The organism is Cupriavidus sp. 01L415, assembly GCF_056400065.1.
Genome location: NZ_JBFTSP010000002.1, coordinates 531,895 through 550,567 on the forward strand (window position 1 = coordinate 531,895; position 18,673 = coordinate 550,567).

General features: G+C 65.6%; 19 protein-coding genes and 1 pseudogene. 7 read left to right on the plus strand and 13 right to left on the minus strand.

Features of this window, described 5'->3' with window-relative positions; all coding sequences use genetic code 11:
- Nucleotides 1-135: 135 nt before the first annotated feature.
- Nucleotides 136-2,151: an FUSC family protein gene (locus AC1DOX_RS07690; RefSeq protein ID WP_441614296.1), complete on the minus strand. Its 2,016-nt coding sequence runs from the start codon at nucleotides 2,149-2,151 to the stop codon at nucleotides 136-138.
- A 127-nt stretch (nucleotides 2,152-2,278) separates the two neighbouring features.
- Between AC1DOX_RS07690 and AC1DOX_RS07695 the strand changes: the two genes are divergently transcribed.
- Nucleotides 2,279-3,169 (plus strand): LysR family transcriptional regulator, encoded by an 891-nt coding sequence (locus tag AC1DOX_RS07695; protein WP_441614294.1) that lies wholly within the window; start codon nucleotides 2,279-2,281, stop codon nucleotides 3,167-3,169.
- Between the two features lie 49 nt (nucleotides 3,170-3,218).
- On the opposite strand, the gene AC1DOX_RS07700 is transcribed toward AC1DOX_RS07695, so the two are convergent.
- From AC1DOX_RS07700 to AC1DOX_RS07730, 7 genes are all read right to left on the minus strand, one after another.
- Entirely contained in the window at nucleotides 3,219-4,385 is a 1,167-nt protein-coding gene (locus AC1DOX_RS07700; RefSeq protein ID WP_092133689.1) for an ABC transporter permease, read from the minus strand.
- A gap of 16 nt (nucleotides 4,386-4,401) precedes the next feature.
- The gene (locus AC1DOX_RS07705; protein WP_441614291.1) at nucleotides 4,402-5,556 is read right to left on the minus strand and encodes an ABC transporter permease; all 1,155 of its coding nucleotides are present in this window, start codon (nucleotides 5,554-5,556) and stop codon (nucleotides 4,402-4,404) included.
- A 3-nt stretch (nucleotides 5,557-5,559) separates the two neighbouring features.
- Entirely contained in the window at nucleotides 5,560-6,255 is a 696-nt protein-coding gene (locus tag AC1DOX_RS07710) for an ABC transporter ATP-binding protein (protein ID WP_441614289.1), read from the minus strand.
- A gap of 1 nt (nucleotide 6,256) precedes the next feature.
- Nucleotides 6,257-7,465: an efflux RND transporter periplasmic adaptor subunit gene (locus tag AC1DOX_RS07715; RefSeq protein ID WP_441614287.1), complete on the minus strand. Its 1,209-nt coding sequence runs from the start codon at nucleotides 7,463-7,465 to the stop codon at nucleotides 6,257-6,259.
- 91 nt (nucleotides 7,466-7,556) lie between these two features.
- Complete coding sequence (locus tag AC1DOX_RS07720) at nucleotides 7,557-8,969, minus strand: FAD-binding oxidoreductase (protein ID WP_441614285.1); 1,413 nt, start codon at nucleotides 8,967-8,969, stop codon at nucleotides 7,557-7,559.
- A 24-nt stretch (nucleotides 8,970-8,993) separates the two neighbouring features.
- Nucleotides 8,994-9,698, minus strand: a complete 705-nt coding sequence (locus AC1DOX_RS07725; RefSeq protein ID WP_441614283.1) for a FadR/GntR family transcriptional regulator — start codon at nucleotides 9,696-9,698, stop codon at nucleotides 8,994-8,996.
- Nucleotides 9,699-9,774: 76 nt separating this feature from the next.
- Nucleotides 9,775-10,704, minus strand: coding sequence for a LysR family transcriptional regulator (locus AC1DOX_RS07730; protein WP_441614281.1), 930 nt, complete (start codon nucleotides 10,702-10,704; stop codon nucleotides 9,775-9,777).
- 214 nt (nucleotides 10,705-10,918) lie between these two features.
- Between AC1DOX_RS07730 and AC1DOX_RS07735 the strand changes: the two genes are divergently transcribed.
- The 3 genes from AC1DOX_RS07735 to AC1DOX_RS07745 all read left to right on the plus strand — a co-directional run bounded on the left by AC1DOX_RS07735 (nucleotide 10,919) and on the right by AC1DOX_RS07745 (nucleotide 14,126).
- Complete coding sequence (locus tag AC1DOX_RS07735; RefSeq protein WP_441614279.1) at nucleotides 10,919-11,866, plus strand: hydroxymethylglutaryl-CoA lyase; 948 nt, start codon at nucleotides 10,919-10,921, stop codon at nucleotides 11,864-11,866.
- Between the two features lie 20 nt (nucleotides 11,867-11,886).
- Nucleotides 11,887-13,032: a CaiB/BaiF CoA transferase family protein gene (locus AC1DOX_RS07740; RefSeq protein WP_441614277.1), complete on the plus strand. Its 1,146-nt coding sequence runs from the start codon at nucleotides 11,887-11,889 to the stop codon at nucleotides 13,030-13,032.
- A 68-nt stretch (nucleotides 13,033-13,100) separates the two neighbouring features.
- Entirely contained in the window at nucleotides 13,101-14,126 is a 1,026-nt protein-coding gene (locus AC1DOX_RS07745) for a tripartite tricarboxylate transporter substrate binding protein (protein ID WP_441614275.1), read from the plus strand.
- A 33-nt stretch (nucleotides 14,127-14,159) separates the two neighbouring features.
- On the opposite strand, the gene AC1DOX_RS07750 is transcribed toward AC1DOX_RS07745, so the two are convergent.
- The 3 genes from AC1DOX_RS07750 to AC1DOX_RS07760 form a co-directional block, all read right to left on the minus strand.
- Nucleotides 14,160-14,474: a hypothetical protein gene (locus tag AC1DOX_RS07750; RefSeq protein ID WP_092133660.1), complete on the minus strand. Its 315-nt coding sequence runs from the start codon at nucleotides 14,472-14,474 to the stop codon at nucleotides 14,160-14,162.
- A 313-nt stretch (nucleotides 14,475-14,787) separates the two neighbouring features.
- Nucleotides 14,788-15,099 (minus strand): hypothetical protein, encoded by a 312-nt coding sequence (locus AC1DOX_RS07755; protein ID WP_441614273.1) that lies wholly within the window; start codon nucleotides 15,097-15,099, stop codon nucleotides 14,788-14,790.
- Nucleotides 15,096-15,623, minus strand: a complete 528-nt coding sequence (locus AC1DOX_RS07760) for a DUF1643 domain-containing protein (RefSeq protein ID WP_441614271.1) — start codon at nucleotides 15,621-15,623, stop codon at nucleotides 15,096-15,098. The genes AC1DOX_RS07755 and AC1DOX_RS07760 overlap by 4 nt, the downstream gene beginning before the upstream one ends.
- Before the next feature lie 379 nt (nucleotides 15,624-16,002).
- Between AC1DOX_RS07760 and AC1DOX_RS07765 the strand changes: the two genes are divergently transcribed.
- Both AC1DOX_RS07765 and AC1DOX_RS07770 read left to right on the plus strand, forming a co-directional pair.
- Nucleotides 16,003-16,242, plus strand: coding sequence for a YbjQ family protein (locus AC1DOX_RS07765; protein WP_441614269.1), 240 nt, complete (start codon nucleotides 16,003-16,005; stop codon nucleotides 16,240-16,242).
- Between the two features lie 174 nt (nucleotides 16,243-16,416).
- Nucleotides 16,417-16,620, plus strand: a complete 204-nt coding sequence (locus AC1DOX_RS07770) for a hypothetical protein (RefSeq protein ID WP_441614267.1) — start codon at nucleotides 16,417-16,419, stop codon at nucleotides 16,618-16,620.
- Here AC1DOX_RS07770 and AC1DOX_RS07775 read toward each other — a convergent pair.
- On the minus strand, nucleotides 16,611-16,874 hold the full coding sequence (locus AC1DOX_RS07775) for a hypothetical protein (protein WP_441614265.1): 264 nt from the start codon (nucleotides 16,872-16,874) through the stop codon (nucleotides 16,611-16,613). The genes AC1DOX_RS07770 and AC1DOX_RS07775 overlap by 10 nt on opposite strands.
- Before the next feature lie 203 nt (nucleotides 16,875-17,077).
- Between AC1DOX_RS07775 and AC1DOX_RS07780 the strand changes: the two genes are divergently transcribed.
- Nucleotides 17,078-17,395, plus strand: coding sequence for a hypothetical protein (locus AC1DOX_RS07780; protein WP_441614263.1), 318 nt, complete (start codon nucleotides 17,078-17,080; stop codon nucleotides 17,393-17,395).
- Nucleotides 17,396-18,298: 903 nt separating this feature from the next.
- Here the strand turns inward: AC1DOX_RS07780 and AC1DOX_RS07785 are convergent.
- Nucleotides 18,299-18,529 (minus strand): annotated as a pseudogene (locus tag AC1DOX_RS07785) (YbaB/EbfC family nucleoid-associated protein); the annotation flags it as partial.
- Between the last annotated feature and the right edge of the window lie 144 nt (nucleotides 18,530-18,673).

Here is an 18,673-nt window from a genome sequence, read left to right on the forward strand (position 1 = left end):
TCAACTGATGGAGGAAGGCGTGCCTGGCGGGTCTGCGCCACGCCTGCCTTCCGGATCGCCTTGTGGGCGGTGCCTCGCCGGGAATGGTGCGGCACGGAACGAAGTGTAGTCATCGCGAAGTATTCCTGTGATGATTTAAACGTCGTCAAACGAGTCATTATTTTCATGGATGTGCAGCGTGACCTGCAGCACCACCAGCGCGGAGAGCGCTGCCCGCGCGTCGCTCCGCAGGCGCGCTAGCTGCGCGATCGATTCCACGATTCGCTGGCCCAGCTCCCCAGGCACTGCCATCGGGTGACCGACCTTCAGACGTGCCCGAAAATGCCGCGCCACCATGCTCAGCACGCGCCTGACGGGCTTGCGCGCCGCCGGGGGCATATCCGGTAGTGCGCGTTGGAGCGCCAGCGTGCAATAGCCGATCTGCAGTTCGGTGAAACCGTCCGAAGCCAGCCTGCCTCCGCTGGCACCGAGTCGCGGCATCAGTTGCCCCAGGCGGTCCAGCATGCGCGCCCCCAGCTTCGTATGGCTGTCCGCGGCACGCCACGTCGCGGCGCGCGCCAGGTCCTGCCAGCTGGCGCGAATCAGCCGGTGCGCGGCCACGTGGGCCCCGAACGGGCGCGCCACCATCGCCCACAGCGGCGCAAAAAGCATGGCCGCCGCGTTGGCCAGGTTGTTGTTGAACACGCCGACGAAATTGGCGTCGTAGACGCTTTGCACATTCGCGAACGACGCGGTGTTCACCGACAGCAGCATGGCGATCAGGTTGAAGCCCGGCCGCGCGATCAGCATGCCGATGCCGAGATACGGAATCGACAACATGCCTACCAGTGTCTCGAAAGTCTGCGCGTGCGGCACCACCAGGAACAGGTAGAACGACGACACCAGCAGGCAGAACGCGCTCCAGCGCAGGAAGGAGCGGGCCACCGGGCGTGGCTCGTCGATCGTCGCGAAGAAGCAGCAGGCGATGGACGCCACCGCGACGGGGCCGCCGCCGTCCTCCCATCCGGAGAAGATCCACAGCAGGCCGGCGCAGAACACGGCCAGACCGGTGGATATCGCGCCGAACAGCAGCATGCCGTGATCGTGATACAGGCCTTGCGCGGTGCGCTGGGCGGGTGGGTCTGCGGGTGTATCCGCGGGGGTATCCGATAAAGTCGGCGGCAGGCGCGCGGGGCGGTCGCCAATGCCGTGCTGCAGGGCCTGGCAGGCTTCCAGCAACTCGCCCAGCTGGCCGAGCAGATGCCCGGCCGTCGCGATCAGGCCGGCGCGCGGGTCGGCCCCGGCCCAGTCAGCGGGTACGGCAGCCACGGCTGGCGCCGGGCCCTGCAGGCCGTGGCCAAGCCAGTTCGCCATGACGCCGATGTATTTCGCGAGCGGCACAGGCATGCCATCCGGATCGCGGCGCAGCGTGTGAAGCACGGCCCCCAGTGCCGACAGGACCGGCATCAGCATCGACATTTGCTCTCGCAGCGCGCGCGCGTGGCGCAGGGTGTGGCGGCTTTCAGTGTCGAAGGACAGTTGCACGATCAGTTGGTCCAGCGCCAGCATGTCGGCGGCCAGGCGATGCCGGCTGGCGCGGGCGCGGGGATTGGCGGCGAGGATATCGGCCGCCCACGACGTCGCATCGTCAAGCCAGGTGCCCGCGCGGTCGCGCAGCGCAGGCGCCACCTTGGCCGGAAAGACGATGGCGCCGACCAACCCGGCGCAGACGATGCCGATCACGATCTCCTCGATCCGCGCCACGGCGATATCGAAGATGGCCGTCGGCTGGCTGACGGCGGGCAACGCCACGATCGGAAGGGTGTACGCAGCCAGCAGGAACACATAGCTGCGCGGCGTCCGCTGCAGCAGCGACAGGTAGACCAGCACCACGATCCACAGCGAGATCGCGCCCATCAGCACGATGGGCATGTTGACCAGTAGCGGCACGGTGGCCACCGCCGCCGTGGCGCCGAGCACCGTGCCCGCCACGCGATAGGCGGCCTTGGATCGGGTGGCACCGGTCAGCGGATGCGAGACAAAGTAGACGGTAGCCATCGCCCAGTAAGGACGCGGCAGGCCGAAGGACAGTGCGATATAGAGCGCCAGCATTGCGGCCGCGAATGCCTTCAGCGAAAACAGCCACTGTCGGGCATTTGGCCAGCTAGCCATGGGATACCGGTCCGGGGGCGCCGGAAAGATTGGGGACGTGGAACGGAAGTGTAGCCAACTGGAGATCATTCCCCTCATGATTTAAAATGCACAGCCCAAGTCGGTTTTTTCATGGAAGCTATCTCTTATGCCAATCGACATCCGCGCCTTGCGCTACTTCGTTGAAACTGCGCGTCTAAAGAGCTTTACACAGGCGGCCACGTCACTTTTTGTGACGCAGTCGACCATCAGCAAGATGGTGAAGCAGCTGGAGGATGAGGTCGGCCAGCCACTGCTGATCCGCGAAGGCAAGACCGTGCGGCTGACCGACGTCGGCAAGGTTGTCTACGACCGGGGGCAGGAAGCGCTTGGCGTGGTGCATCGGCTGACGCTGGAGGTGGCCGATCTGTCGTCGCTGGGGCGAGGGCAACTGACAGTCGGCATTCCGCCGATGGTCAACCTGTTTTTCTCGCCGGCGGTCAGCGCCTTCCGCAAGCGCTATCCCAACCTGGAACTGACGCTGTCCGAGCACGGCGGACAGGTCGTGGAGCAGCATGTCGCGAGCGGGCAGCTGGAAGTCGGCGCCACGGTGCTGCCGGGGGATAGCGGGCTGGCGCTGGCCACGCGGCAGTTCGCCAAATATCCGATCTGGGCGGTCGGGCCGCAGAAGGCCGCCTGGGCCAGTGGGCGGACGGTGACGCTGGCCGCGCTGCGCGACGAACCCCTCGTGCTGCTGACGGACGACTTCTCGCTCACACGGAAGCTGCGGCAGGCATTTCTAGAGGCGCGCATGGAACCGCGCGTGGTGGCGCAGAGCGGGCACTGGGATTTCCTGGCGGCGATGGCGGCCGCGGGACTCGGCACGACCTTCCTGCCGGAACCATTGCTGTCGCGGCTTGAGGCCCGCGACAACCTGGCCGTTGCGCGGCTGACCGAGCCGACGATGGACTGGGCGCTCGCCCATATCTGGCTGCCGGACCGCTATCTGTCGCACGCCGCCCGGGCATGGTTGTCGGTCTGCGAGGAGGTGCTGGGCTGAGCGGCGCCGCCGTGGCGCACACGGCTCCGGGCACGCTCGTCGCCGGAATCTAGCGTGCCCGCAGCGCGTCGACGATATTGAGCCGCGAGGCTCGCATGGCGGGCAGGAAGCCGCCGATCAGGCCCATCGCCATGGCAAACAGCAGCGTCTTGACGACGATGGCCGGCGTCAGGATGAAGCGGAACGACAGATCCGCAAAGGTCTGGAAGTTCGTCGTGGAAAACGACGCGAGCTGCATCAGCGCCGCGCAGGCAAGGCCCGCCACGCCGCCCACCAGTCCCAGCAGGATGGCTTCGATCAGGAAGGCCGCCAGCACATTGGCTCGCTTGAAGCCCAGCGCGCGCAGCGTGCCGATCTCGCCCACACGGTTGGCCACGGAGGCATACATCGTGATCATCGCGCCGATCATCGCCGCAATGGAGAAGATCGATGTCAGCGTCACGCCCAGGATATTGATGAACGTGGACAGCGCCTTCGACTGGTCGCTGTAGAAGACCTGTTCGCGCTTGGCCTCGTTGGCGAGCCGCGGGTCCACATCGATATCGGCCCGGAACTTGTCGAAGCCGTCCTGTTGCGCGAGCCGCACGACCATCGACGAGTAGCTGCCGCGCCGGAAGGATTGCATGAGCTGGTCCACGTCGCCCCAGATCTCGGAGTCGAAGCCGCTGCCGCCCGCGTCGAAGTGCCCGACGACCGTCCAGTCGCGCTGCGCAAAGCGCAGGTGCTCGCCGATCCGCACGCCGCCGAAGCCCTTGGCAATGCCGCTGCCGACGATGATCTCGGCCGATCCGGGCTTGAACACGCGGCCCGCCACCATCCGGATCTGCGGCCGCAGCGTGACACCCTGCGGCGATACGCCCCGGATCACCACGTTCGACGGCGTGCTGAGCCCGGTCTTGGTCAGCGAAATCAGCACCACGGCTTCCCGGGACGCCATCGGCCGGCCCTCGGCGTTCATCGCCACGGCCGGATGCATCTCCATCGCGGCCGCCTGGTCGCGGGAAATCGCGCTCTGGACCTCGGTCTCCGCGCCCTTGCGGATCAGGACCACGTTGTCGCGCTCGCCAGTCGTCACCAGCGTCTGCTTGAGGCCGGCGTCCAGCATCAGCATCGTGGCAAACACGAACACCACCAGCGCCAGGCCGCCGGCCGTGAGCGTCGTGGTCAGCCGCCGGGCCCAGATGTTGCGCGCGATGTAGTGGAGCGGGATGACCATCCTGGCGTCCGATGGCTTAGCCGATGGCCCGCAGGCCTTCGACGATACGCACCCGTGCGGCCTGCACGGCAGGCACGATGGCCGCGGCCAGCCCGACCACCAGCGCGCAGGCGGCCTGCATCGCCGCGGTTTCGTGGGATACGGTGAAGACCGGGAACACGCCGCCCACGGCCTGCTTGAAGAAGCTAGCGGCCGGTGGTGTCAGCAGCATGCCGACGGCGCCGCCCACCGTGCTGATGATCAGCGATTCCCCGAACACGAGCAGCGACAGGAAGCCGGGGCCGAAGCCCAGCGCCTTGAGGGTGGCGTATTCGGTGATTCGCTCGCGCGCGCTCATCGCCATGGCGTTGGCCATGACCGCCATGACGATGACGATCACCACATAGGACACCACGCGGATCGCCGCGATGATCTGGTTGGACATCGCCACGAAGCCGAGCTGGAACGCCTGCTCGGTCTCCGTCAGCGTCTCCGCCAGCGAATTCTTGAATACGTTGTCGACGGTGCGCGAGATGGCCGCCGCGTTGTCGGGATTGTCGATGCCCAGCACGAAGACGCCCACCTGGTCCGCCTGCCGGGCGGTCTTCTTGCGGACGGTTTCGTTCAGGTATTCCCAATGGAAGAGCATCTGGCGCGTGATCGTGCTTTCGTCGCGCCCCTCCATGATGCCGCGCACGATGAAGTCCCACGTGCCGGGGTAGATCGTGCCCTTGATCGGGACGACGTCGCCGATCTTGAACCCGTACTGGTCCGCCAGTTGCCGGCCGATCAGCGCGCCACGGCGGTCGCGCTGGTAATCGGCGCGCTGCTGCGGCGGCACGATGAACTCGGGGTACAGGTCGAGGTAGTTGTCCGACACCGCGAACTGGGCAAAGAAGTTCTTGGGGTCGCGGTAGACGCCGCCAAACCAGTTGGATCGCGCCACCTGCGTGACGCCATCCACGCCGCGGATGCGGTTCTCGTAGCTCAGGGGGAGGGGGAACACCAGCGAGATGGCGTTGCGCGTGACCAGCCGCGCGTTGGATGCCGCCGCCGCGCCCGCGTACCAGGCGTCGACCACGGTCTGCAGCAGCCCGTAGGCCAGCACGGCGATGACCAGCCCGAGCACCGTCAGGGTGGTGCGCAGCTTGTGGCGCATCGCATTGCGGGCGATCAGCTTCGGCAGGTACATGGCTTAGCGCCGGTTGTTGCCATTGAGCAGCTCGCCTTTTTCCAGATGGACGAGCGACTTGGCCGCGTCGGCGGCGTGTGCGTCATGGGTGACCATGATGATGGTCTTGCCGACCTCGGCGTTCAGGCGCTGCAGCATGGCCAGGATTTCCGTGGCGGACGCGCGGTCCAGGTCGCCGGTGGGTTCGTCGGCCACGATCAGCGTCGGGTCGGTGATCAGCGCCCGGGCGATGGCCACACGCTGCTGCTGGCCGCCGGACAGTTCGGACGGGTAGTGGTCCATGCGGTCGGCCAGGTTGACCATGCCCAGCACCAGTTCCACGCGCGCGCGCCGTTCGGCACGGCCCAGTCGCGTGAGCATCAGCGGCAGCTCCACGTTTTCGAACGCGGTCAGCACCGGCATCAGGTTGTAGAACTGGAAGATGAAGCCGACATGGGCCGCGCGCCAGTCGGCCAGCGAGGACTCCGGCAGGCCCGAGATGTCCACGCCGCCCACGCGCAGCTCGCCGCTGTCCGGACGGTCGATGCCCGCAATCAGGTTCAGCAGCGTGCTCTTGCCCGAACCAGACGGGCCCATGAGCGCGATGAAGTCGCCCTCGGCGATATCGAGCGTGATGTCGGACAGCACGGGTACGATCTGCGCGCCTCGCCGGTATGACTTGGCCAGGTGGCGGATGGAGACGAGCGGTTCCGCGGCCACGTTATTTCTTCGCCACGGTGACCTTGCTGCCGTCGGCGAGCTTGTCGCCCGGCGCCAGCACGAGCGTGTCGCCGGGCTTCACGCCCTGGACGGCCACCAGTTCGCCGATCCGTGCGCCGGTGGTGACCGGCACCTGCTGCGCCTTGCCGTCCCGGATGACGAAGACCACCTTCTTGCCGTCGCGTTCGACCACGGCGGCGGGTTGCACCGCCACCAGCGGCTTCCTGTCCTCGGGCGGCACGGGTTTCGACAGGAACGCGATCTTCGCGCTCATGTCCGGCAGCACGCGCGGGTCACGGTCGACAAAGCGCACCTTGACCAGCACGGTAGCCTTGGACCGGTCCACCGTCGGCACGATGCGGGACACGCGGCCGGCCAGGCGCAGGTCGGGCAGGGCGTCCAGCAGGATCTCGGCCGGCTGGTCCGCGGTGATCTTGGCGATGTTGGATTCGGCGACGTCGGCCTCCACCTCCAGCGTATCCATGTCGGCGATCGTCACGACGGCGCCCTTGGTGTCGGACGCGGCGGAAAACGGCGTGATGTTGTCCCCGACGTTGGCATGCTTGATCAGCACCACGCCGTCAAAGGGCGAGCGGATCACGGTCTGGTCCACGGCGACTTGCGCGGCCTGGGCATTGGCCTGTGCCGAAGTGATGGCGGCCTGCGAGTTGTTGATCGACGCGCGGGCCTTGTTGTAGCGGGCCAGGTCCGCGTCGTACTGCTGGGTGGAGATGGCCTTGGGCACCAGCAGGATTTCCGAGCGGCGCAGGTTGACTTCCGCATCGCGCAGCTCGGCCTGCTGGAGCTGCAGGTTGGCCTGTGCCACGCGCACCTGCGCGGTGGCCTGCGCCAGCGAGGCCGCGACATCGCGGCTCTCGATCCGGGCGATGATCTCGTCCTTCTTCACGCGCGAACCCTCCAGCACGCCGAGCCATTCCAGCCGGCCCTGTGCCTTGGAGGAGACGGCGGCCTTGCGCTGCGGCACCACATAGCCCGTGGCATTGAGGAGCGTGTAGTTCTGGGATGGGTACGCCGACGTGACGGTGGCGGTTTCCACGGCCTGCGGTCCGGCCAGCCGGGCGCCGATGCCAATCACGGCGAGGATAACCAGCGCGATGATCGCGTAGCGAACCCAACGGCGGCGCTGGCGTGGCGCGGGGGCCATGGCGCTGCGGTCGATTTTCAGCCTGCTCAGGTCTTGATCAGCCAATTTTTTCGGACCGCCTCGATGCGGTGAGGGTGCGGAAAGGGGCCCACAGTATAGCGCCGTGTGCTGTGCACGCCTGTGGCACCCCGGCCCATCAGAGCAGCTTGCCCGGATTCATGATGCCGGACGGATCGAACACCTGCTTGATGGCCCGCATCAGCCGCAATTCCAGCGGGTCCTTGAGCGCCAGGAAGGACTCGCGCTTGAGCTGGCCGATGCCATGTTCGGCGCTGATGCTGCCGTCATAGCGGGCCACTTCCTCCAGGACTTCTTCGCTCACGGCCTTGCCTTCGTTGAGCGCCCATTTCGGGTCGGCGCCCGCCGGCCGCGACAGGTTGTAGTGCAGGTTGCCGTCGCCGAAATGCCCGAAGATGAACGGGCGGATGCCGGGGTGGCGCGCCAGCAGCCGCGCTTCCATCGACGCCATGAACGCCGGAATGGCCTCGATCGGTAGCGAGACGTCGTGCTTCAGGTGCAGGCCGTCGGCGCGCTGCGATTCGGAGATTTCCTCGCGCAGGCGCCACAGGCTTTGCAGCTGGGCCAGCGACGCGGACACGGCCGCGTCCTGGCACAACCCGCATTCCAGCGCATCGCCGATGACGGCTTCCAGCAACGAGTTCAGGAGGTCCTCGGAGGCCGTATCGGCGATCTCGACCAGCACATACGCCGGATGGCGGTCCGGGAACGGGGCCTGGACGCCCTCGGCATGCTTCAACACCAGGTCCAGGCAGGCGCCGGTAAGGAACTCGAACGCCTGCAGCCGGGGACCGCATTGCGCGAACAGCAGCGAGAACAGCTTGAGCGCCTGATCCGGCGAATCGACAGCGGCCAGCACCACGGCGCGGGAATCCGCACGCGGCAGCAGGCGCAGCGCGGCGGCGGTAATCACGCCAAGCGTGCCTTCCGACCCGATCAGCAACTGCTTGAGGTCATAGCCGGTGTTGTCCTTGCGCAGCGTGCGCAGGCCGTGAAAGATCTCGCCGTTCGGCAGCACGGCTTCCACGCCGAGCACGAGTTCGCGCGTCATGCCGTAGCGGACGACGTTAACGCCGCCCGCATTGGTCGCCAGGTTGCCACCGATCTGGCAGGAGTCCTCGGCGGCCAGCGACAGCGGAAACAGCCGGTCGGCGTCCCCGGCCGCGCGGCGGAGGTTGCCGAGGATGCAGCCGGCCTCGACGACCATCGTATTGGCAATGGTGTCGATGGAACGGATCTTGTCCATGCGGTCAAGGCTCAGCACGACGTTGGCGGCGTTGTTGTCCGGCGCGGCGCCGCCGCACAGGCCCGTATTGCCGCCGCGCGGGACCACCGGCACGCCGGCCTGCTGGCAGAGCGCCAGCGCCTGCGAGACCTGTGCCGTGGTGCGCGGACGAATCACCGCCTGCGCGCGGCCTGTGTAGAGCCCGCGCCAGTCCGAGACCCACGGCGCGACATCGTCGGGCGCGGTCGTCACCACATCGGGGCCGAGCGTTTCGGTCAGTCGTTGGAGAAAGTGGGCGTCGGACATGTCATGCCTTGCTGGAAAAGGGGGTTAGCGGATCGGGCGCAGCGGCAGGCCGAGCCGTGCCGCGGCATTGCGCAGGTGTGCGGCTGCGGCCAGGCGGGCCTGTTCGGCATTGCCGAGACGGATGGCGTCGAAGATCGCAACGTGCTCGCCGTGCACCTGCTCCGGCAGGCCGGGCTGCCTGCGCGAATTCAGGCGGGCGGTCCGCACGGCGTGGTGGAGCTGCAGGTTCAGGTATTGCAGCAGTTGCAGGTAGTACTTGTTGTGCGTGGCCGTGGCGATGGCGATATGGAACTGGATATCGGGCTCCACGCCGTGATCGGCGTCATGCAACTGGGCGGCGAGGGCGTCGAGCAACGCGCCGAGGCGCGCGATGTCCTGGTCGTTGCGGCGTTGCGCGGCCATTGCGGCGGCGGCGCCCTCCAGATCCAGCCGAAGTTCGTAGATCTCGGCCAGATCGGTCGCATCGGCCCCCACGCTGCCGGACAGTCGGAATCCTGCGTCGCTGACACGCGACCGCACCGTGCTGCCAAGGCCCTGGCGGCTTTCGATCATCCCCTGAGACCGCAGGTGTTCCGTCACCTCGCGGATCACGGACGTGCTGACGCCAAAGCGTTCGGCCAGCTGCTTGCCGGTCGGCAGCCGCGCGCCGACGGGATAGATGCCGTTGGCAATTTCCGCGCGCAATTGCTGGATCACGTGCTCGGTCAGGGTAATGGGCCGGGTCTGCATAGGGCCACACCTTACCCTTTTCTGGTTATATGAAAACCTAGGGTAAACGCGTGGAGGCGGGCGGGCCGGGAGATGGTCAGCCGGCTGACCTCGACTGCGATGCGTGCGCGGCGGCCGTGTGCTCCAGGTAGTCCACCAGCAGCCGGGCGGCCGGCGAGAGCAGTTCGATATTGCGGAAGCAGATGGCAAACCGGCGACGCGCCCACTCGTCGCTCAGGGGAATGATGCGCACGCCGAAGGCGCCCGCCACCGGCTCGGCGATTTCCGCTGGCAGGACGGCGATGCCCAGGTTCGCCCGCACGCAGCGCAAGGCCGCGTCGAACGTCGACACCACGGCCCGAAACGTCAGCCGGCGCCGGAGAATCGCGGCATAGCGGGTCAGCATGGTCTGCACGGCGGTCTGGGCCGGCATGCCGACGTGATCGAAGTCGAGCGTATCGGCGAAGGTGCAGGTGTCGGCCTGGGCCAGCGGGTGCGAGTCGTGGACGATCGCCGCCAGGCGGTCCGTGCGATAGGGCCGTGTGTCGAAACCCTCCAGATCCGCGGCGTCCCAGCAGATGCCGAGCGGGGCCGCGCCTTCGCGCAGGGAGCGCACGACCTCCGTGCTCAGGCTTTCCTCCACGGTGACGCGGATATCATGGTGCTCCGGTATCTGCAGGAAGCTGGCGATGTCGTCCGGCAGCGACTCGGCCATCGACGAGACCGTGGCCAGCAGGCGTACCTGCCCGCGCACGCCGGCGCCATAGTCGGCCATGTCCCGCGTGACGCGATCCGCGGCGGCCAGCATGGCGCGGGCGTGGGCCAGCACGATTTCCCCGGCTGCCGTTGGAATCACGCCGCGCCGCCGGCGCTCCAGCAACGTCGCGCCCACCGTGTCTTCTAGCTGCGCCAGCCGCTTGCTGATGGCAGACGCCACGATGTGCTCCTGTTCGCCGGCACGGGCCATGTTCTGGGTTTCGCACACGGCGACGAACAGGCGGAGCGTAGTGAGGTCGAGGTCTCTCATGGCGATCTAGGGTGGGCGCTGTGGTATTCCGGAATGGAATTTTACTTGCGCGAATAGGGCCGTCATCAGGCATTCGGGAAATCCCGGGTGCCTTGCCAAGACATTCCCATCCGGAACGTTAGCGTGTCCGAAACACCGCTGTTGCTTTGGATCAGAAACTCATAGAGTGGCCTCATCGCCTCCGTATGAGAGGCCCCGAGACTCCCCGATCCCCATGACCGCAACCTTTCCCCGCCATGCCGTGATTCGCGAAGTTGGCCTGCGCGATGGCCTGCAGAGCATCCAGACCATCCTGCCGACCGAACATAAGAAGGCGTGGATCCGCGACGCGTATGCCGCCGGCCTGCGCGAGCTGGAAGTCGGCTCGTTTGTGCCCGCCCGCCTGCTGCCACAACTGGCCGATACCGCCGAGCTGCTGGAATTCGCCCGCGACCTGCCGGGGCTGTTTGCCTCGGTGCTGGTGCCCAACCTGCGTGGTGCCGAGAACGCCATCGCCGGCGGCGCGGATCTCATGATCGTGCCGCTGTCCGCCAGCCACGCGCACAGCCTGGCCAACTTGCGCAAGTCGCCCGATGAGGTGGTGGCCGAGGTCGCCCGCATCCGCGCGGCGCGCGATGCCGCCGGATCGAAGACGCTGATCGAAGGCGGCGTGGGTACGGCTTTCGGCTGCACGATCCAGGGACGCGTGGCGCCCGATGAAGTGCTGCGCCTGATGCAGGCGCTGCTGGACGCCGGCGCGGACCGCGTCAGCCTGGCGGATACCGTGGGATACGCCGATCCCGGCATGGTGCGCGATCTCTTCGCGCGGGCCATCGACATCGCCGGCGATCGCTTCTGGTGCGGTCACTTCCACGACACGCGCGGCCTGGGGCTGGCCAATGTCTATGCGGCGCTGGAGTCGGGCGTCACGCGTTTCGATGCCTGCCTGGCCGGTATCGGCGGCTGCCCGCATGCGCCCGGTGCCAGCGGCAACGTGGCCACGGAGGACCTGGCTTACTTGCTGGGCAGCATGGGTATCGATACCGGCGTGGACATCGGCCGCCTGCTGGACTTGCGCGAACGCGTAGCCACCTGGCTCGCGGGCGAAACCCTGCACGGCACGCTGTGGCGCGCGGGCGTTCCCAAGACATTTCCGAGCCAGGCGGCTCGCGCAGCAGCCTAAAAACCAGCCTGAGAATTCACATGTCAAACGACAATCCATCTCTGCCGCTGTCCGGCATCCGCGTGGTCGAGTTCACGCATATGGTCATGGGCCCCACCTGCGGCATGATCCTGGCCGACCTGGGCGCCGAAGTCATCAAGATCGAACCGCCCGGGGGCGACAAGACACGCAACCTGCCCGGGCTGGGCATCGGCTTCTTTCGCGCGTTCAATCGCAACAAGAAGAGCGTGGTGCTGGACATCACTACGGAGGAAGGCCGCGCGGCGGCTGCCGAGCTGGCCGGCCAGAGCGATATCTTGCTGGAGAACTTCCGCCCCGGCTTGATGGAGAAGCTGGGCCTGGACTACGCCACGCTGTCACAGAAGTATCCACACCTGATCTACGTCTCCCACAAGGGCTTCCTGCCCGGTCCCTACGAAAACCGTCTGGCGCTGGATGAAGTCGTGCAGATGATGGGCGGCCTGTCGTACATGACGGGCCCACAGGGGCGGCCGCTGCGGGCGGGCACGTCCGTCAACGACATCATGGGCGGCATGTTCGGCGCCATCGGCGTGCTGGCCGCGCTGCGCGAACGTGACCGCACGGGACGCGGTCAGGAGATCCAGAGCGCGCTGTTCGAGAACTGCGTGTTCCTGTCCTCCCAGCACATGCAGCAGTTTGCGATGACCGGCGAGCCGCCCCCGCCGATGCCGTCGCGCGTGTCGGCATGGAGCGTCTATGACGTCTTCACGCTGGCCGACGGCGAGCAGCTATTTATTGGCGCGGTCAGCGACAAGCAGTTCACCACGCTGTGCAATGTGCTCGAACGGCCGGACCTGCTGGCCGATCCGCGCTACGCCAATAACGCCCTGCGCGTGGCGGTGCGTCCGGAACTGCTGGAGCGGCTGGGCGATATCCTTAAGCACCATCGCACGGAAGCGCTGGCGCCGAAGCTGGAAGCGGCCGGCATTCCCTACGCGCCGATCGTGCGCCCGGACCAGTTGCTGGACGATCCGCACCTCAAGGCCAGCGGTGGGCTGGTGGATATGCAGGTGGACGATGGCTCGATCGCGCCGACGGTGCTACTGCCGCTGCTGATGGGCGGACGCCGGCCCGGCGTGCGCAGCCCGCTGCCCAGGGCGGGCGAACACACCGAGGAAATTCTCGCGCGCCTGAACAAGGCCTGATGGACCCGACGGCGGGGCTACCCCGCCGCGGCAGCAGTCACCATAAATAGAAAGATCCGGAGACAACCATGAAAAAGGCATTCCCTCGCCCCGCTGTACCCGCCATATGGCGCCGGCTCGCATTCCTGCTGAGCGGCGTGGCGGCGGTCGCGGTCGTCGCGCTGTCGACGATGCACGTACCGCACGCCATGGCCCAGCCCGGATCGGGCAAGCCGGTGCGGTTGATCCTGCCGATCAGCGCGGGTTCCGGCGTCGACGCCATTGCCCGCGCGGCAGGCCCCGCGCTGGGCAAGGCCTTTGGCCAGCCGGTGGTGATCGAAAACCTGCCGGGAGCTGGCGGCATTACCGGCGCGGCCGCGGTGGTCAAGGCATCGCCTGACGGCTCCACGCTGGGCCTGGTGTCGAACAATCACGTGATCAATCCGAGCGTGTTCAAGTCCATGCCGTTCGATCCGATCAAGGACGTGACGCCGATCAGCGTGATCGGCGCGACGCCGCTGGTACTGGTGGTCAATCCCAAGGTGCCGGCAAAGAACGTGCAGGAACTGGTCGCGCTGATGAAGGCCAGGCCGGACGCCTTCAACTACGCATCGTCGGGCAACGGCACCATCATCCACCTGGCGGCGGAGATGTTCCTGGATCAGGCAGGCGTCAGGGCGCGCCACGTGCCCTACAAAGGCACCGGCCCGATGATCACGGACCTGCTCGCCGGGCAGGTGGAAATGGGCGTGGTGGCGCTGAATGCCGTCCAGCCGCACCTCAAGGCCGGCACGCTGCGAGCCATCGGCGTCGGCAGTGCCGCGCGGTCGCCGATTGCGCCCGAGATTCCGACCATCGCCGAACAGGGCTTGCCGAACTACAGCGTCGAAGGCTGGTTTGCCGTGGTCGGGCCCGCCGGCATGAAGCCCGCGGAGGTTTCGCGCATCCATGACGCGTTTGCCAAAGCCTTCACCTCGCCCGAGGTGCAGGAGGCCATGAAGAAGCAAGGCACCATCGTCAATCCCGGCACCCCGGAGGCCGCGGCCAGCTTCTTCCGCAGCGAGGCCACCCGCTACGCATCGCTGGTCAAGAAAGCCGGGGTCAAGGTCGAGTAGGGCAGGAGGGCGGGCAACGCCAGCCCGCCGGGGTCAATCGTCCTCGTGCCAGCGACGCCATTCGCGACGACGCTCGCGCCATTCGCGCTCACGCCATTCCCGCTCCCGCCACCGACGCTCGCGCCATTCGCGGGCGCGCCAGTCCTCGTAGTAGCCGGGGGCGACGACAACAGGCTGCTGCTGTACCACCACGGGGGCCGGTGCGTACACCGGCGCGGGCGCGTAGACGGGCGGGGCGGCGACCATCGGCACACCGAAGCCGATGCCGATATCCACGTGGGCCTGCGCGCTGGCTGAAGCCAGGGCAGTGAGACCAGTGAGCAGGCCGAGCGCCAGGATTTTCTTCATACGTTAAGACTCTCTTAAGAATTCAGGCGACAGGGGCAGGCTTTTTGCCCCGATGCCGACAGTAACGACAGGCGACGCGGGCCCGATGACGCGGCTTTGTATCTAAATCTATTTTGGCGAGGCGAGGGTGGTTGACCCCTTTGCTGCGCCAGCCGCGGGCGGCGCGGTGCAACGGCGTTGGCCGGGTTAGATCTGGCCGGATTCGTGGGTCGCGGGGACGGCTTGGCGTCCTTGTGGGGGCGACGGAGGCAGAGGGAGCGGAATCCGCGTGGGCGAGTTTGTGTTGGGTGTCGGCGCATTACGATAAGAAGACTTATCGCAATGGCTGCATTGGATTACGCTTCTTTCGGGGCGTTTTCGTCGTGACGCTCCTGCGGGGGGCGGTGCTGGACTTGGTCGAGGCGCCCACCTTGCCGCGGTTGACCTGCTCCCACGTGATCATTGGGTGGCCGTCAATTTTCATCGGCGGCTCAAAACCTAACTGCTTGCGGATCCAGCGGCGCCGCGTCGCACCTTGCACCAGGCCGCCGGTGATGTCTTTGAGTTCTTCGTTTGTCAGGATTGCCATACAGAGCTCCCAGTGCTTCGTAGATGTTTCGATGATGCGTGCAGCTGCTTCGGTCATGCGTTGAATCGTTGCGGCCGTGTGCTCGCGAAAATGTATAAGGGGTGCTTTGGACTGCCGTCCTTGTTCAGGCCGAGGTGGTGGAGCAGAGCGGCGCGGCCGCCCATGTGGATGATTGCCAGCACCTCTGCCGCGCGGGCCGTTGCCGCCTTGTGTGCGCCCCACACGCAGATGACCATTGAGCACCGATCAATCGCGTCCATGATGGCGCCGTCGTTCCGGTCCGCACGGTCGCCCAGCGGCGCCGGGTGCGTCAGCAGATCGTCCGGGTCCGTCGATTGAAGAGGGAACAGGTTTGCCACCTCCAGTCCTCCGAACTTCCCGCTGGCCAGCGCACGCTGCCGGCACCGCGTGATCGTCGGGTCGTTCACCTGGTGATCGGCGGTCGACGGGTTCAGCATGATGAAGCCAAGCGACGGCAGCGAGCGATCCCACTGGCGCCACAGGCGGTACCGGTACTGCTCGCAGTCGGAGAGGAGGCAGCCTGCCTCGCCGTCGAGGGTCTGAGTGGTCAGGTGCTTCATGCTAGGATCCTCTGGAACAGTAGGAGAGAGCGATGGATCTCCAAGGTTTCACGTACTACCGAGACCACTGGTATGAGGCGTCCGCAACGTCTCTTGGTGTGGCAGGCCCGTGGCAAGGAGAGGCGACCATCTGCACAAAAGCGGCAGATGGGGCGCCACTTAAAGTTTTTGATCACCACCCTGTTCCTGGCCAATTCTTCAGCGAAGGCGAGGCGTGGCAGCACGCAACTGATTGGGCCAGGCAGCAAATTGATGCGCGCTGTCCCTGACCCGCGAAACACGTGAAGCCCACTCCCACATGGGCGCACTATGGCGCCGCTGAAGAGGATGGGGTGTTCTTTCGTCATGCTAGGATTCCTGGACACGATGGGAGGTCGCCATGTCGAGCCATGCCTGGATCGAAGAAGGGGAGTACTACTGCCACTGCACGGTCTGGAAGTCGAAATCCGGGGTCTGGGAGGCGTCGGTATTGTTCGAGCGAAGAATCGACCACGCAAACGAGCTTGTTCCAGGCTTGCGACATAAGATCAAAGCCACGTTCAATAGCGCGGAAGAGGCGATGACTGAAGCAATTGCATACGCAAAGGCTTGCGTCGAGAACACCAAGACCGGCTTGTAGCCTCATGCGGCTACCCCAAGTCGTTTCGATTCCTTCACCGACCAACTCGCCGTCTCCGGCACGTACGCGCGCCAGCGCCTCCGGCCGCGATCAGGTCGCGCATCACCGCGCGGCTGTCGCCTTGGTACCAGTGGTTGGTCAGCATGCTACGATCCTCCGAAACAGGGGGCTACCATGGGCATTGAGAGCTACAAGGACTACACAGTTCGTGGCTTTGCGAAGCAACTGGCTGATGGTTCGTTCGAAGCTTTTGGCACGGTGCAAAAGGACCATCTCGTTCTGGAGGCGTCTGAGCCTCTGGGCTCCTATGCAACATTCGAATTTGCCGTCGCGGCAGGCATCGCATGGGCGAAAGCGTGGATTGAGGATCAACGCTGAACCCTCCGGAACTCCACCGCCCACCCCCACGGGTTCGCCTCCCACGCGCCGGCGCCGTTGATGTGGTTCCACAGCGTGCGGTAGGAATCCACCGGGTTCAGGCACATCTGGCAGCTCGGGTTGCTGTAATCGGTCCAGCCGTCCAGTGCCGGCGCTATGCCCTCGGCGATCGCATCCCCCTCGCTGCAGTCGTTCAACAGCTCGACGCGCACGCCGGTGATCTCCAGTTCGAGGCGGCAGGCCCAACGCGGCATGTGGATACTCGGCCTCCATTTCTCGATGAATTGGTCGCGACCGTCTGCCTGGTAGCAAAGCTCATCTGAGCCGAAGGCCATCGTAGTTGGTGGGCGCGTCCCAGCTGGGCACGCCATCGACAACATCTACCGGCTCGCGCTCGAATTGCGGCTTCACAACGCGCCGCGTCTGCGTCTTCCGTCCGTCGAGGATGGCGCGCACCATGGCGCCGCTGAAGAGGATGGGGCGTTCTTTGGTACGCATAGGTCGTGGGGGGAAGGAATACAGTTACTGCATCGCAACCAACAGGGGGATCGCGATGCAAGAGATCAGGAAGACGCACCACACCATTTTCGAACTGCACACCTACGCTTTCGGCGGCGGCTGGAATTGGGAGGTGACCCATGCTCCTATCGATGCTGAAGGCGCGCGGGAGGTCCACGGCGTACGGCAGGTAAGCCATATGCCGTTCGCTGACGAGAAGGAGGCGTTCGCTGACGGCCAGCGGCACCTCGATCGCCTGATGGCCGGAGAGCTGTAGCATCACGGCGCGGCAGTCGCCTTGGTAGCGGTGGTTGGTCAGCATGCTAGGATTCCCGAAACGATGGGAGACTGTCATGCGGAATGCTGGCCTGTACGAGGTGCTCGTTGCATCCCTCCGCGAAGAAGGGCGCCCGGTGGAGCAAATAGAGCGTTTTGAGCAGCATTGGAAATCTCTTGGGCCCCACAGCGGATACACATGCCCGGTGTGTTTTCTGGACAAGGGCGAGACGCACGCCCTTAAGCCGCTGCCGGAAAAAGATGGCGAAGAACCAGCCAAGTGCCCTAACTGCAAGTCTTACTTCTACGTTCCGAGTCGTAAATAAGGTTACGCTGCGACCTCCGCAGAGGCTGGCGGATTTGACCCTGCCGCACTCTTGCCATGTACGCGCAGTACGTAGTTAAAATGGCTTGAAGCACACTTTGATTCGGGTGCACCGACCACGGCAAAATACGCATGTTCGCGTAACGCGTACAACGCCAAAAATCGTACGGCGGCACGCATGGACATGCGAATTGCTCCCCTTCATGATGAACATACATGTCTTCTCCAGACGGAGGCCGCGCAGGCGTTCGAGCACGCGACTGGTATGAGGGCTCGTCCTTCGAGATCGGATTCACCAACCCGCTCCCCCGGAGTCATGGAATTCGACCTCGGCGGAGGGCGGCGCTTTACCATGCCGGTCAAGGTCAAGCCCACAATCGATCGGTTTTCGGCCGTCGCGACGCTCAAAGATATCCAGGATCAGCGGGGTTAAAGACAGGGGATTCCTACGGCGCTATCCATGAGAATTCGCATGCATAGTCGCTTCAGTGGGTTCCTGCTTCACAGAGGAACCTGACTGCGCTACCTCTCCACAGGCTAATCGGGCCTGTCCCGCGGCGCGACGAACTGAGGGCGGCGTCAGCAGCCGCTCTTGTCGACCTCTTTCTTCAACGCTGCCTTGATCGCATCGAGTTCGGTTGGTGGCGGCAGTGCGCCGAAGGCGCTCGCGGCCGCCAGCACCGCCGTCTGGATGGCCTCATTCACGGCCTTCACGAGATCGTCCTGCAATGCCTTGCGTTGATCTTCGTCCAGCCCCTTGGCGTCGATCGTGACCTCCACGACCTGGTATTTCGGACTCATCGTCACTGAACCGCCCCGGGTACCGTGGAGGCTGGTTGGTTTAAGTTAATAGCGTTTCAGCGGCAGGCATTTGAAGCTGCTGATAGTAGTTTGCCTCAGCTTCGGCGGGCGGGATATAGCCAAGGGGTTCCATCAGCCGGTGGTGATTGAACC

Excerpts from the sequence above, each read along its gene's own strand:
- AC1DOX_RS07690 (WP_441614296.1), bottom strand. The coding sequence starts at position 2,151 with ATGGCTAGCTGGCCAAATGCCCGACAGTGGCTGTTTTCGCTGAAGGCA.
- AC1DOX_RS07695 (WP_441614294.1), top strand. The coding sequence starts at position 2,279 with ATGCCAATCGACATCCGCGCCTTGCGCTACTTCGTTGAAACTGCGCGT.
- AC1DOX_RS07700 (WP_092133689.1), bottom strand. The coding sequence starts at position 4,385 with ATGGTCATCCCGCTCCACTACATCGCGCGCAACATCTGGGCCCGGCGG.
- AC1DOX_RS07705 (WP_441614291.1), bottom strand. The coding sequence starts at position 5,556 with ATGTACCTGCCGAAGCTGATCGCCCGCAATGCGATGCGCCACAAGCTG.
- AC1DOX_RS07720 (WP_441614285.1), bottom strand. The coding sequence starts at position 8,969 with ATGTCCGACGCCCACTTTCTCCAACGACTGACCGAAACGCTCGGCCCC.
- AC1DOX_RS07725 (WP_441614283.1), bottom strand. The coding sequence starts at position 9,698 with ATGCAGACCCGGCCCATTACCCTGACCGAGCACGTGATCCAGCAATTG.
- AC1DOX_RS07730 (WP_441614281.1), bottom strand. The coding sequence starts at position 10,704 with ATGAGAGACCTCGACCTCACTACGCTCCGCCTGTTCGTCGCCGTGTGC.
- AC1DOX_RS07735 (WP_441614279.1), top strand. The coding sequence starts at position 10,919 with ATGACCGCAACCTTTCCCCGCCATGCCGTGATTCGCGAAGTTGGCCTG.
- AC1DOX_RS07740 (WP_441614277.1), top strand. The coding sequence starts at position 11,887 with ATGTCAAACGACAATCCATCTCTGCCGCTGTCCGGCATCCGCGTGGTC.
- AC1DOX_RS07745 (WP_441614275.1), top strand. The coding sequence starts at position 13,101 with ATGAAAAAGGCATTCCCTCGCCCCGCTGTACCCGCCATATGGCGCCGG.
- AC1DOX_RS07750 (WP_092133660.1), bottom strand. The coding sequence starts at position 14,474 with ATGAAGAAAATCCTGGCGCTCGGCCTGCTCACTGGTCTCACTGCCCTG.
- AC1DOX_RS07755 (WP_441614273.1), bottom strand. The coding sequence starts at position 15,099 with ATGACCGAAGCAGCTGCACGCATCATCGAAACATCTACGAAGCACTGG.
- AC1DOX_RS07760 (WP_441614271.1), bottom strand. The coding sequence starts at position 15,623 with ATGAAGCACCTGACCACTCAGACCCTCGACGGCGAGGCAGGCTGCCTC.
- AC1DOX_RS07765 (WP_441614269.1), top strand. The coding sequence starts at position 16,003 with ATGTCGAGCCATGCCTGGATCGAAGAAGGGGAGTACTACTGCCACTGC.
- AC1DOX_RS07770 (WP_441614267.1), top strand. The coding sequence starts at position 16,417 with ATGGGCATTGAGAGCTACAAGGACTACACAGTTCGTGGCTTTGCGAAG.
- AC1DOX_RS07775 (WP_441614265.1), bottom strand. The coding sequence starts at position 16,874 with ATGCCGCGTTGGGCCTGCCGCCTCGAACTGGAGATCACCGGCGTGCGC.
- AC1DOX_RS07780 (WP_441614263.1), top strand. The coding sequence starts at position 17,078 with ATGGCGCCGCTGAAGAGGATGGGGCGTTCTTTGGTACGCATAGGTCGT.